Source organism: Marinobacterium sp. LSUCC0821, assembly GCF_012848475.1.
Classification (GTDB): domain Bacteria; phylum Pseudomonadota; class Gammaproteobacteria; order Pseudomonadales; family Balneatricaceae; genus Marinobacterium_E.
On record NZ_CP051666.1, the window covers coordinates 2,017,887 to 2,030,258 of the forward strand.

The 12,372-nt window shown below is 50.2% G+C and carries 13 protein-coding genes; 5 read left to right on the plus strand and 8 right to left on the minus strand.

Annotated elements, in window-relative coordinates:
• Positions 1-111 precede the first annotated feature (111 nt).
• The 3 genes from HH196_RS09805 to HH196_RS09815 all read left to right on the plus strand — a co-directional run bounded on the left by HH196_RS09805 (position 112) and on the right by HH196_RS09815 (position 2,481).
• On the plus strand, positions 112-1,290 hold the full coding sequence (locus HH196_RS09805) for an MFS transporter (RefSeq protein WP_169451939.1): 1,179 nt from the start codon (positions 112-114) through the stop codon (positions 1,288-1,290).
• Between the two features lie 65 nt (positions 1,291-1,355).
• Entirely contained in the window at positions 1,356-2,057 is a 702-nt protein-coding gene (locus tag HH196_RS09810; RefSeq protein ID WP_169451940.1) for an SDR family NAD(P)-dependent oxidoreductase, read from the plus strand.
• Between the two features lie 10 nt (positions 2,058-2,067).
• Positions 2,068-2,481 carry a CopD family protein gene (locus HH196_RS09815; protein WP_169451941.1) on the plus strand — a complete coding sequence of 138 codons (414 nt, stop codon included), beginning with the start codon at positions 2,068-2,070 and terminating at the stop codon, positions 2,479-2,481.
• Here HH196_RS09815 and HH196_RS09820 read toward each other — a convergent pair.
• The 8 genes from HH196_RS09820 to HH196_RS09855 form a co-directional block, all read right to left on the minus strand.
• Positions 2,478-3,080, minus strand: a complete 603-nt coding sequence (locus tag HH196_RS09820; RefSeq protein WP_169451942.1) for an SCP2 domain-containing protein — start codon at positions 3,078-3,080, stop codon at positions 2,478-2,480. The two genes, HH196_RS09815 and HH196_RS09820, sit on opposite strands and share 4 nt — an antisense overlap.
• Positions 3,081-3,089: 9 nt before the next feature.
• Positions 3,090-3,845, minus strand: a complete 756-nt coding sequence (gene ubiE, locus HH196_RS09825; RefSeq protein WP_169451943.1) for a bifunctional demethylmenaquinone methyltransferase/2-methoxy-6-polyprenyl-1,4-benzoquinol methylase UbiE — start codon at positions 3,843-3,845, stop codon at positions 3,090-3,092.
• Positions 3,846-3,919: 74 nt separating this feature from the next.
• A complete protein-coding gene (locus HH196_RS09830; protein WP_169451944.1) occupies positions 3,920-4,297 on the minus strand; it encodes a gamma-butyrobetaine hydroxylase-like domain-containing protein in 378 nt (125 codons plus the stop codon).
• 57 nt (positions 4,298-4,354) lie between these two features.
• The gene (gene hslU, locus HH196_RS09835; RefSeq protein WP_169451945.1) at positions 4,355-5,683 is read right to left on the minus strand and encodes an HslU--HslV peptidase ATPase subunit; all 1,329 of its coding nucleotides are present in this window, start codon (positions 5,681-5,683) and stop codon (positions 4,355-4,357) included.
• 18 nt (positions 5,684-5,701) lie between these two features.
• The gene (hslV, locus tag HH196_RS09840) at positions 5,702-6,232 is read right to left on the minus strand and encodes an ATP-dependent protease subunit HslV (RefSeq protein WP_169451946.1); all 531 of its coding nucleotides are present in this window, start codon (positions 6,230-6,232) and stop codon (positions 5,702-5,704) included.
• Positions 6,233-6,298: 66 nt separating this feature from the next.
• Positions 6,299-6,934 carry an SPOR domain-containing protein gene (locus HH196_RS09845; protein WP_169451947.1) on the minus strand — a complete coding sequence of 212 codons (636 nt, stop codon included), beginning with the start codon at positions 6,932-6,934 and terminating at the stop codon, positions 6,299-6,301.
• Positions 6,935-6,937: 3 nt separating this feature from the next.
• Positions 6,938-8,695 carry an arginine--tRNA ligase gene (gene argS, locus HH196_RS09850; protein WP_169451948.1) on the minus strand — a complete coding sequence of 586 codons (1,758 nt, stop codon included), beginning with the start codon at positions 8,693-8,695 and terminating at the stop codon, positions 6,938-6,940.
• A 105-nt stretch (positions 8,696-8,800) separates the two neighbouring features.
• A complete protein-coding gene (locus HH196_RS09855) occupies positions 8,801-10,993 on the minus strand; it encodes a primosomal protein N' (RefSeq protein ID WP_169451949.1) in 2,193 nt (730 codons plus the stop codon).
• A gap of 277 nt (positions 10,994-11,270) precedes the next feature.
• Between HH196_RS09855 and rpmE the strand changes: the two genes are divergently transcribed.
• Both rpmE and HH196_RS09865 read left to right on the plus strand, forming a co-directional pair.
• The gene (gene rpmE, locus HH196_RS09860) at positions 11,271-11,486 is read left to right on the plus strand and encodes a 50S ribosomal protein L31 (RefSeq protein WP_169451950.1); all 216 of its coding nucleotides are present in this window, start codon (positions 11,271-11,273) and stop codon (positions 11,484-11,486) included.
• A gap of 14 nt (positions 11,487-11,500) precedes the next feature.
• Positions 11,501-12,262 carry a thermonuclease family protein gene (locus HH196_RS09865; protein ID WP_169451951.1) on the plus strand — a complete coding sequence of 254 codons (762 nt, stop codon included), beginning with the start codon at positions 11,501-11,503 and terminating at the stop codon, positions 12,260-12,262.
• Positions 12,263-12,372 lie beyond the last annotated feature (110 nt).

The window sequence follows — 12,372 nt, forward strand, 5'->3', positions numbered from 1 at the left end:
AAATATTTGAGGGCGCCATCATAGAGTGAATTTCGTAAATTAGCTATTAGCTGTTGAAAGGAGTAGGCTTCGCGCAATGAAACATTCCCTAAGCATGGATCGCATCTAAGAATGATTGAAGCCAATAGTCGCGAGTACTGGCGAGCTACTGCAGCTCTCTGTCTTGGCTCGTTTATGATTTTTGCTAACGTCTACCTTACCCAGCCACTGCTGCCGACCTTGGCGCGCGAGTTTGGTGTATCTGCACTCGAATCGAGTTGGACCTTTACTATCACCACGGCCATGTTGGGTCTCTCGCTACTGATCTATGGCGGACTCTCAGACGCACTAGGCCGGCGCGGCATTATGATTATCACGCTAGCCGGAGTCATGGTGTGTGGTTTTGCACTAAGCTTTGTTGAGGGTTACAACCAGCTTCTGTTGCTGCGTGGTCTACAAGGGCTTTTGCTAGGTGGCCTACCCGCTATTGCAATTGCCTACATGAACGACGAGTTTACCCCAAGGGCACTCTCACTTGCGGTTGGGCTCTATATCGGTGGCAACACTCTGGGTGGTATCGGTGGACGTTTAATCGGTGGCTTTGTTGGTGAATACCTTGGCTGGCAAGGTGCATTCCTCGTTATGGGCGGCATTAGCCTTCTTTGCGTACTGGCCTTTATCTACCTTTTGCCGAGATCTAAACGATTTGAGTCGCGACCTCTTAGAGTAGGAGTAATTGTTAAAGCGATGGGTGCCCACCTGAGCAATCCCATGCTGTTAAGCGCCTACATCATCGGTGGTTTGAACTTCTTTATCTTTATCAACCAGTACTCTTACATCACCTTCGTATTGGCGGATGCTCCTTACAATCTGCCGGCAAGTTTCTTGGGTATGCTCTTTTTGACCTATCTAACGGGCACCTTCGGTTCGGCTATTTCCGGTAAGGTTTCAGATTTCTTGCCTCAGCCGCGAGCTATGAGCTTGGGTATTGTTATCTTGATGATTGGCTCATGCGTCACTCTCTCTGAGTCTATCGTTATGATTATTATCGGATTCTTAATTAACAGTTTTGGTTTCTTCTTTTGCCACTCTACGGCAAGTAGCTGGGTCAGCAAGCAGGCAACGCATGCGAAAGCGAGTGCGTCATCTCTTTACTTGGTCTTCTACTATGTTGGGGCAAGTTTGGGTGGATTCTATCTGCAGCCATTCTGGAAACAGTGGCATTGGCCAGGTGTCATTCTTGGTTCGTTGATCATTCTGGTTGTTACCCTGAGTTACTCTCTTCGACTTGAGAAGCGGCGCATCGCATAACTGATATCTCTCTGCATCTGATTGCTAATTTTTGACGTAGAAGTTGCCAGTGATGGAGATTTAATATGTCAGATCTTTTAGTGGTTGGTAGTGGTGGTATTGGTCGAGCGTTACTTAGCTTAAGTGCAATGCGTTACCCCGATCAGCGCCAGTTTTCGACTGCTCGCAAGCCTCAACAGAGTTCGCAACTGGCCCTTGATCTGCTCAACCCAGCAGCATTTGCAGATACTGTTGAAAAGCTAAAATCAGAGTCCTTTACACCCAGCAGAATCATCTTTGCACAAGGGTTGCTGCACCGTGATGGGCAGCGTCCCGAGAAGTCGCTTCGTGAGCTAGATGTCGCCTGGATGAGTGAGGTAATGCAGGTAAACGCAATTGCGCCCATACAATTCTTGGCTCAATTAATGCCCCTTGTAGCTCGCGATGCGGCCGTTCAAATCGCTTTTATTTCCGCTCGGGTGGGGAGCATCGAGGACAATCAGTTAGGTGGCTGGTATGGCTATCGTGCCTCTAAAGCCGCGCTGAATATGTTGATTAAAACGGCCTCAGTTGAGTTGGCGAGAACCCATCCCAAGGCACAGCTTTTAGCACTCCATCCCGGCACAACCGACACACCCCTATCTAAACCCTTTCAGGCAAGGGTGCCGGAGGGTAAACTATTTTCAACTGAGTTTGTTGCCAATAAATTATTAGATCTGCTGGATCAGCAGCGTGGCGGCAAATCGGGCCAATTTTTAGCCTGGGATGGATCCACCATCCCTTGGTAAGGAGATTTAGATGCTTTGGGTTAAAACCTTTCATATTTTAGCGATGACGAGTTGGATGGCTGGGATCTTCTATCTGCCACGAATCTTCGTTCACTATGTAGAGGGAAAAGCGGCGGGCCAAGATGTAGCGCGTCTCTCGATTATGGCATCTAAGCTCTACGGCTTTATGACTATCATGGCGCTCTTTACGCTGGGTTTGGGTTTCTGGCTTTGGCTAGGCTATGGCTTCAGCGGTGGCTGGCTGCACGCTAAGTTGCTGTTTGTAGTCTTCTTGATTGGTTTTCACTTCTGGTGCCGTAACTACCTAAAGCGTCTGAAAGCGGACCAGTTGACCGAGAGCGGTAAGTATTTTCGACTATTCAATGAGCTGCCACTGCTCATCTTTATTCCGATTTTGATCTTTGTGGTGGTGAAGCCTTTTTAATCTTTAAGAAGGCGCGCCACTCGTCTCTCAATTAGATCTACCTGATTCCGAAGGATCTGAACTTCACTGCTAAAAGCTTCTACCTCAACCCTTGAGGGGAGGGCTTTCAGCTCCTCTTGCAGATACTCTGATGTTGAGCGCTGGAGAGAGTCGGTTGCACTGTTTAAACCACGCATCACCGCTTTAACCTGTTGGCTAATCGCAGAGGCGGGTAGATCTCCAATTGTATTTGCTAACCACTGTTCGAGATCCAGTTCCGGCTCAGAGAGTGCGTTCTGTAGGCGTTGCAGTAGGGCGCTATCCCCAGACACTCTAACTCCCTGGCCAAACATAACTGAGCGAGGCTCTTTAGCCATCTGAATCAGTTTGCTGAGCTCGCCGCTGATCTCAGTGGTGACATCACCTTCAAATTCGCGCAGAACACGTATCTGATCAATAGCAAAGAGGATGACCGTTTGTTGGCCGCTAGGCTCTAGGGTGACCCTAAGTGACTGGCCGGCCAGCTCATTGAGTCGTTGCTGGGCGCGAGGGCGCGCTTTTAGATAGAGGTTGATTGAGGACTCAATCGAGCTGATAAGGGTAGCGTCGAGAAGGTCCATTGTTCAATCCTAGGGTTTGATACCAGTGTGAAGTGCAACGATACCCTGTGTCAGGTTGCGGTAGCGCGTCTGAACAAAGCCGGCGTTATCCATCATCCCTTTAAGGGTCTCTTGGTCTGGGTGCATACGAATTGACTCAGCAAGGTAGCGGTAGCTTTCAGCATCATTGGCGATGATTTCACCCATCTTCGGCAAGATATTGAATGAGTAGAAGTCGTACACTTTGGTCATCAATGGGTTGTTGGTTTTCGAGAACTCCAACACCATCAATTTGCCACCCGGTTTTAGAACGCGGTTCATTGAGCGAAGTGCGGCATCCTTGTCTGTAACGTTACGCAGACCGAAGGCGATGGTAATGATATCGAAGGTGTTATCTTCAAATGGTAGGCACTCGGCATTGGCTTGCACATATTCGACGTTGCCAGCTACCCCTTTGTTGATGAGCTTGTCACGGCCCACTTTCAACATCGAGTCGTTGATATCTGCGAGTACTACTTTGCCTGAAGGTCCAACAATCTCGGCAAAACGACGTGTTAGGTCGCCTGTGCCGCCAGCAATATCAAGGATCTTTTGGCCAGCACGAGCACCTGAGGATTCAATGGTGATGCGCTTCCACAGGCGATGAATCCCCCCAGACATGAGATCGTTCATCACGTCGTATTTGGCAGCGACTGAGTGAAAAACTTCAGCAACGCGGCCTACTTTTTCATCTACAGGTACCTCTTGGTAGCCAAAGTGGGTGGTTTTCTTTTGATCGTCAGCCATGGGGCGTCATCTCCGAGTAGAGTTGAGTTGCGCGTATTGTAGCGAGACTCGACTCGCTTGTCCCTAGTCGCAGATCAGCCTAGTGCGATAAGGCCCTTGTCACGGCTTTCACCGGCCTCTGTTAGGCGATCTAGATAGGCTTGCCAGTAGGTTGCTTGGTTGTGCGCAAGGTCGTGTAGGTAGGGCCAGGTGTAGAGGCCAGAATCGTGGCCGTCATCAAAGATGATCTTCAATGCGTAGTTGCCACTCGCCTCTAAACCCGAGATGCCGACAAACTTTTTACCCGTTTGCAGCACCTCTTGGCCAATGCCGTGACCACGCACCTCTGCTGAGGGTGAGTGGACGCGCAAAAATTCCGCTGTGAGCTCAAACTGGCCATCTGCATAGACTAGCTCGAGTGTTTTAGAACGTTTGTGAAGCTTGATCTCTAATGGAGCTGGTACTTGAGTCATATTGGCTCTCCTTGCTTCTTATGGCGGTTAGCTGACAGCGGAATGTCGTTTAAGCCATTACAAGATGTAATGGCTGAGGTCTTCGTTGCTACTCAACTCACCGAGCTGGCTGTTAACGAAATCGCGATCAATGGTAATGGTTTCGCCACTCTTGTCAGAGGCTTTGAAAGAGAGCTCTTCAAGGAGTCGTTCCATCATCGTATGAAGGCGGCGGGCCCCAATGTTTTCGGTGCTCTCATTCACTTCCCATGCCAATTCAGCGATGCGATCGATCCCCTCAGCTGAGAATTCGATCGATAGCCCCTCGGTCGCCATCAACGCTATGTACTGTTCGGTTAGCGCAGCGCGTGGTTCCGTCAGTATGCGTTTGAAGTCGTTCGGTGTCAGTGCTTGTAGTTCGACACGAATTGGCAAGCGGCCCTGTAACTCAGGGATCAAATCAGATGGGCGCGCAAGGTGGAAGGCGCCCGATGCGATAAATAGAATGTGATCAGTCTTTACCATGCCGTGTTTAGTCGACACGGTACAGCCTTCGATCAATGGCAGTAGGTCACGCTGGACACCTTCGCGGCTTACATCGCTATTGCCGCTTTCGGCACGTTTACAAACCTTATCGATCTCATCGAGGAATACGATACCGTTCTGCTCAACAGCGTCTAATGCCTGCTGTTTGATATCTTCCTCTTTGACGAGTTTTCCTGCCTCCTCTTCGGTAAGAAGCTTAAACGCTTCGGAAACCTTCAGGCGGCGAGTCTGGGTCTTCTCTTGGCCCATGCTTGAAAAGAGACTTTGCAGCTGGCTTGTCATCTCTTCCATGCCAGGTGGTGTCATAATCTCAACGCCGACCTTGGGTTGAGCCACCTCAATTTCGATCTCTTTATCATCTAGCTGACCTTCACGCAGTTTCTTGCGGAAGATCTGGCGAGTTGCACTGTCGCTCTTTTCGAGCTCTTCACTGCCGATTGGGCGTGCGCCTGGAAGGAGAGCGTCAAGTACGCGCTCTTCTGCGGCCTCTTCAGCTCGGAAACGGTTTTTTTCGATCGCTTGTTCACGAACCATTTTGATCGATTGGTCGACAAGATCGCGGACGATCGTCTCAACATCGCGACCAACATAGCCGACTTCGGTGAATTTAGTCGCTTCTACTTTTATGAATGGCGCATTGGCAAGCTTCGCTAGACGGCGCGCAATTTCGGTTTTGCCGACACCGGTAGGACCAATCATTAGGATATTTTTTGGTGATACTTCGGCACGTAGCTCTGAATCTAGCTGCATACGGCGCCAGCGGTTGCGTAGCGCAATAGCGACGGAACGTTTGGCTGCATCTTGGCCGACGATGTGTCGATCGAGTTCGGATACGATCTCGCGTGGGGTCATGTTAGACATTTTCGCTCCTTTCTCTATTTACGCGATCGACGTAAGTTCTTCGATTGTGAGGTTATCGTTCGTGAAAACACAGATTCCTGCCGCGATATGTAGGCTTTTCTCAACAATCTGTTTCGCATCTAAGTCGCTGTTATCAACCAGAGCGCGAGCAGCGGCTAGAGCGTAGTTACCACCAGAGCCGATCGCAATCACACCATCTTCTGGCTCGATCACATCACCAGAGCCAGAGATGAGAAAGGTCTTCTCTTTGTTTGCTACGAGCATGAGTGCTTCTAAGCGGCGCAAGACACGATCAGATCGCCATTCGCGAGCTAGATGAATCACAGAGCTGACGATGTTGCCCTGATGTTTATCCAACTGCTGCTCAAAAAGGTCGCGAAGGGTAATGGCGTCAGCGGTACTGCCAGCAAAGCCAGTAATCACTTCGTGCTTTGGAATCATATTTACTTTACGTGCAGTTCCCTTCATCACGGTGTTGCCAAGAGAGACCTGCCCATCACCGCCAACAACAACCTTGTTATCGCGACGTACGGAGACAATCGTAGTCATAAGAGGTGGATCCTTTTAAATAGCTATAACCCATAGATGAGGGTTATCTGGCAATTTTCAATGCAGCTATTTAACTTTCTTTTGCACGGGGTGGATATTGAGCTTATCCAGTTTGGTAAGTGCTTTCTTCAGCTCAGAGTAGGTAGTGAATGGTCCGGTTGATACGCGGTACCAGGTGCCGTTGCTGCCCTCGGAAAGCGAGGTCGTAACATTGGGTAGCCCTTGCAGAGCAAGTTTGGCACGTTGCGCTTCTGCGTCGCTAGCCTGACGGAAAGAGCCGGTTTGAAGACGATAGACACCATCAAGTGATGCGCTCTTGGGTGTTGAGGTGTAGGCAGACTCTTCGGGTGTTTTTACTTCGCTCTCTTGCAGTAGTTTGTAAAAACCGAATCGCTCATCGCCCTCTTTACCCAGATCGATATTATCCAACGGCAGAGATTGGCCCGGCTGGCGCGGCTCTGCATTGGCTTCAATTTTGGGTTGAGCTGACGAATTAGCTGCAGGTTTAGTGGTTGGTGCGGGTTGCTTCAGTAGAAAGAAGATCAAACCGCCAAGAATGGCTAGTGCGATAATGACTGCAAAGATTAGGCCGCCAGAGACGCCGGCACTTTGTGGTGGCGGGCTCTTTCGATTAGGCACAGCCTGAGTGCGGGTTGCACTCTGGCGAGGCTTTGGCTTGTTGGCGTAATCTTTGCGAGACATCTATTACATCTGCTCTGGAGCACTAACGCCCAAGATCTTCAGGCCGTTTGCTAGAACCTGACGTACAGCAACCGATAGCGTGATACGTGCGTTGCGAAGTTCAGCATCGTCGATCAGCATCTTATGGCCGTTGTAGTAGGTGTGGTAATCCGATGCTAGATCGCGCAGGTAGTTAGCGATCTGGTGTGGCTCAAAGTTAGCCGCTGCATTCTTAACCGTCTCTGGATACTTACCAAGCGCAGTCACAAGATCACGTTCCGCTTCGGCTTCAAGACGCGCTAGTGATTCAAGCCCCTGAGCCTGATCCCAAGCCATCCCTTCTGATTCAAGTTTGCGCAGCACCGAACAGATACGAGCGTGTGCATACTGAATGTAGTAGACAGGGTTATCTTTAGACTCTGACTTAGCGAGATCTAGATCGAAATCCATGTGCTGATCCGCTTTGCGAGTCACGTAGAAGAAGCGACAAGCGTCGTTACCTACTTCATCACGCAGTTCGCGCAGGGTGACAAATGAACCAGAACGGGTCGACATCTGTACGCGCTCAGTGCCACGGTAGAGGATGGCAAACTGAACCAGTTTTACCACTAGACGTTCTGGATCGTATCCAAGTGCCTGGATCGCCGCTTTAACTCGCGTGATATAGCCGTGGTGATCTGCACCCCAGATGTTCACGACAGTTTCGAAACCACGTTTAAACTTGTTCATGTGGTAAGCGATGTCAGATGCGAAATAGGTGGTTTGGCCATTGGCACGCTTAACAACACGATCTTTATCATCGCCAAAATCGGTAGAGCGGAACCAGATGTTGCCCTCTTGCTCGTAGAGGAAACCTTTCTCATCAAGACGCTTTAGAGCCTCGTCAACGTCGCCTGAGCTTGTAAGTGAGCGCTCACTAAACCAGCACTGGTAGTCAACACCGAACTCGCCAAGATCTTCGCGGATATCCCCGAGGATTGAGTTTAGGCCTGCATCAAATAGCGTCCAGTATTGCTCGCCTAGAATGCTCTGTGCACGCTCGATCAAACCGTCGATATGAAGCTCTTTGTCGCCACCTGCAGGCTCATCTGCAATGACATCGAAATAGAGATCATCAAGAGAGATCTGCAACGCATCACCCTGATCCTGTTTCAGATCGTTGGCGATATCGCGAATGTATTCACCCTGATAGCCATTGCTAGGGAAGGTAATTGTAGCGCCAAGCAGCTCTAGGTAACGGAGTAGAACGCTGACAGCCAAGATGTTCATTTGGCGGCCTGCGTCGTTCACGTAGTATTCACGCTCTACATTGGTGCCTGCAGCTTCCAAAAGATCCGCAAGGGTTGCGCCGTATGCTGCGCCACGCCCATGTCCGACATGCAGAGGGCCTGTTGGGTTTGCTGAAACGAACTCTACCTGTACACGCGCATCGCTCTCAGCTGGCGAGCGACCAAATTGTTCGCCCTGCGCAAGGATGTCGTTAACAACTGAGTAGATGGCTGAGTCGTTGACAAAGAAGTTGATGAAACCTGGGCCGGCAATTTCAGTTTTGTTGACGATCTCTGATGCAGGTAGCGCTGCACAGATCATCTCAGCGATTGCGCGTGGATTATTACGCGCAGGCTTAGCAAGCGTCATTGCAAGGTTGGTCGCTAGGTCACCATGTGACTTGTCGCGTGTGTTCTCAACCTGGATGTTGGCTTCAACATCTGCCGGAATTTTACCGTCAGCTTTTAGGGTCTCAAGTGCGCCGTTGAGCAGGTGCGCAATCTGTTCTTTCATTCGAGTACTCAGTGAAATAGATCATTACCCAGTGCTGGGTAGAAAATTTGCGCGCATTATACCGTTTTGCGGGGGGTAAAAGCCAACCTGCGAAGCGGGTTGCTTTTAAAGCGATTCGACGGGGTCTATGTCAATGTTCCAGCGTACGCGTGCCGCCGCCTTATCTTGCTCTAACAGGCTTTGCGCATAGTGCAGAGTCGCTTGGATCTGGGAGCGTTGTGGAGCGGTAAAGAGTAGTTGTGCCCGGTACATGCCTGCACGCTTCTCCATGATGGATGGGAAGGGGCCTGACAGGGTCGGGCACTGGCTTGGATCTAGGGTCTCTTCAATGTGCTGACGCAAGCGTCTCAATAGCGCTTCAGCCCACCCCTGTTTGTTAGCTTCAGCGCGAATAATCGCCTGATGAGTAAAGGGTGGAAGTGAATGAATCTGTCGATTTGCGAGCTCTTGGCTGGCAAAGGTCATATAGCCAGCTTCTACCAGGGTGTTGAGTAGAGGGTGCTCAGCATGGAGAGTCTGCAAAATTACCTCGCCAGGTCGCTCGGCACGGCCAGCACGTCCAGCGACTTGCAGTATCAATTGCGACATTCGCTCCATCCCGCGGGTATCTGCGCTGAAAAGGCCGGCATCTGCATTGATAATGACAACAAGTGTCACGCCAGGGAAGTGGTGCCCCTTGGCTAGCATCTGCGTGCCGACTAGGATGCAGGGCTCCCCGGTATTGACCTCGTGCATGAGCTTTTCAAATGCAGTTCTGGATTGCGTTGAGTCGCGGTCGACACGCAAAATTTTTCTCGAGGGAAATAGCTCATTTAGGCGATCTTCTATCCGCTCTGTACCTGAGCCTGCTGGGCGCAGTTGATCGCTGCCACATTGGTTACAGCAGCGTGGAATGGATGTTTGTCGATCACAGTGGTGGCAGTGCAATTTCGGTGGCGAGCGATGCAGTGTCATATGTGCATCACAGCGCGTGCAGTCGACGATGGTGCCACACTCTTGGCAAACTAACGTTGGCGCAAAGCCGCGTCTATTAATGAAAACCAGGGCCTGGTTGCCAAGTGTTAGGTGGTCATCAATGCGCTGTAGTACCTCTGGCGCAAGCCCTGCGTCTAACTCCATGCCGCGAATGTCCAGCAGTTCAAACGATGGCTCTGTGGCACTGCCAGCACGTTGGGTTAGTCGGAATTGCTGGTTGCGACCCTCAGTGGCATTTTGTAATGACTCTAGAGAGGGTGTGGCACTTCCCATGACTACGGGAATATTTAAGTTTCGAGCACGTACTAGGGCGAGATCACGAGCATGGTATCTGAACCCCTCTTGCTGCTTGAAGGAGGTGTCATGCTCTTCGTCGATGAGGATCATACCGAGCGCCTTGAACGGCACAAATATAGTGGAGCGGGTACCAATCAAGATTCGCGCTTCACCGCGAGCCACATTTTGCCAAGCATCAAAGCGTTGACGGTCGGTAAGGCCAGAGTGGATTGCAACGATTGGGGTGTTAAAACGCGCTTTAAAACGTTCAACTAACTGGGGTGTTAGCCCAATCTCTGGTACCAACATTAATACCTGTTGGCCGCGCTGCAGTACCTGTTCTATCGCTTGAAGATAGACCTCTGTTTTGCCTGAGCCTGTCACCCCAGCAATGAGAAAGCTATTAAAACCACTCTGGTTGTTGATCGCGTCTAACACATCGGCCTGTTCAGAATTGAGTTGCAGGGGCTGGCTGCCAAGTGTGACTGATTTGGTGGTATCGCTTTTATCGCTAGGTGGCTCGCCTGCTTTGATTAGGCCTGCCTCTACAAGGGCATTTTGAACGGTTGAAGAAAATCCCTCTGCTCGCAACTGCTGTTCGGATACCAGCCCGAGTGTCTTGATGTAGTGGAGCAGAGCTCGCTGTTTTACCGCCCCTTTTTTGATCATCTCAACCTCAGCATCACTGGCTGCTTGCCAGTAGTTGATAGCTTTGGGATAGGGGGCAGGTTCTTTGCGTGCTAAGGTAGGGAGAAGATGCATCAGTGCATCACCAATTGGGTACTTATAATAGGATGCTGCCCAGCGCCCAAGTTTTAGCTGTTCGCTATTTACAATCGGCTCGGGGTCAAGGATCTCCTTGATGGGTTTAACCTTGGAGGCGTCTAGATCTGTCTGCGAGTCAGTTTCGATCACCAGCGCAATGACTGAGCGCGGTCCGAAGGGTACTAAAACACGCACTCCAATTTCAGGTACACGCATATCAGTAGGCACGCTGTAATCAAACAGCCTATTGAGAGGAACTGAAAGGGCGACTCGTACAAACATGAAAAATACTGACCGGGGTAGATGTGATCAGTCTAGGAGTTGGTGCGTTTCGAAGCAACTGGTAACGCAACAGCTATCCTATACAAAAGTTTTCAGAGCCGGTTTTAATATATTTTGCGCAATAGTTGTACAGTGGCGGGGTGATGCGTATAATTGCGCGCCTTGACATTTCCCGGCGGTTTTCCGTCAGTCGTGCGGTGCTTGGACGTGATACTTGTTAGCTAATAGCAAGACGTATCAAGTGGCGGCACATAAAACATATAGAGGTTTTAATCCTATGAAAGCTGGTATCCACCCAGAGTACAACCGAGTTACTATTACTTGTTCTTGCGGTAACGTGATGAACACTGGTTCAACAATGAGCTCTGACATGAACGTCGACGTATGTTCACAGTGTCACCCGTTCTACACTGGTAAGCAGAAAGAAGCTTCTACTGGTGGCCGTGTTGACCGCTTCAACAAGCGTTTCGGCGCTCGCAGCCTTAAGAAGTAATTCTAGGTTCGCACATGAACATCATGAAAAAGGCACTCATCGCGAGTGCCTTTTTTGTTTCCAGCCTCTACCAGCCACTCCTAGCATCCGAATGCATTCCTCCTGGGCCCTCCGAGTCGGTGAAGGTCAAATACGCTGTCGATGGTGACACGGTTAAACTTGTTGATGGCCGCTCTGTCCGCCTTATCGGTGTCAATACGCCGGAATTGCACGCCAACAAAAATCCAGAACCGGGTTCAATAGAAGCGAAGCTCGCTCTTAAAGCCTGGGTTGAGGGTAAAGAGGTTGAGCTCATCTATGGTGAAGAGCCTAAGGATCGCTACAACCGAGTGTTGGGGTATTTGGTCCAACAGGGTGAGACGTTATCGCAAAGGCTTATCCGTGAGGGTTTGGGTTGGGCTATCTCGATTCCGCCGAATGATGCAATTGCACCCTGTCTATTTGCAGCTGAGTCTGAGCCCCAGACTGCTCGGACAGGCCTCTGGTCTGCACCTGAGAGGCGTGCTTCTTCAATAAATAGTGGTGGTTTTGCCGTTGTGGTCGGTAGTGTCACACGCATCGATCGCAGTAAAAAGTACACCTATATCGACCTTGATCGTCAGTTGGCGGTGCGCGTTGCAAATGAACTGGTAAGTGAATTGCACGTAACGCAAGGGGATCGTGTTCAGGTGCGAGGCTGGGTGATCGATCGGAGAAAGTCCCTTAAAGAGGGCTCAAAATTTAGCCCTTTTCTGTTGCCGCTCTCTGATAAGCATCACTTTCAGATTGTGAAATAAGTACCTCGAAAACCCAGAATTTGTGGTTTTTAGCGCTATTTTTCCATTTCATAAGCCGAATTAACTAGATTATTTCGCATCTGCACACTATCTCGTCGTGGCAGATTTTT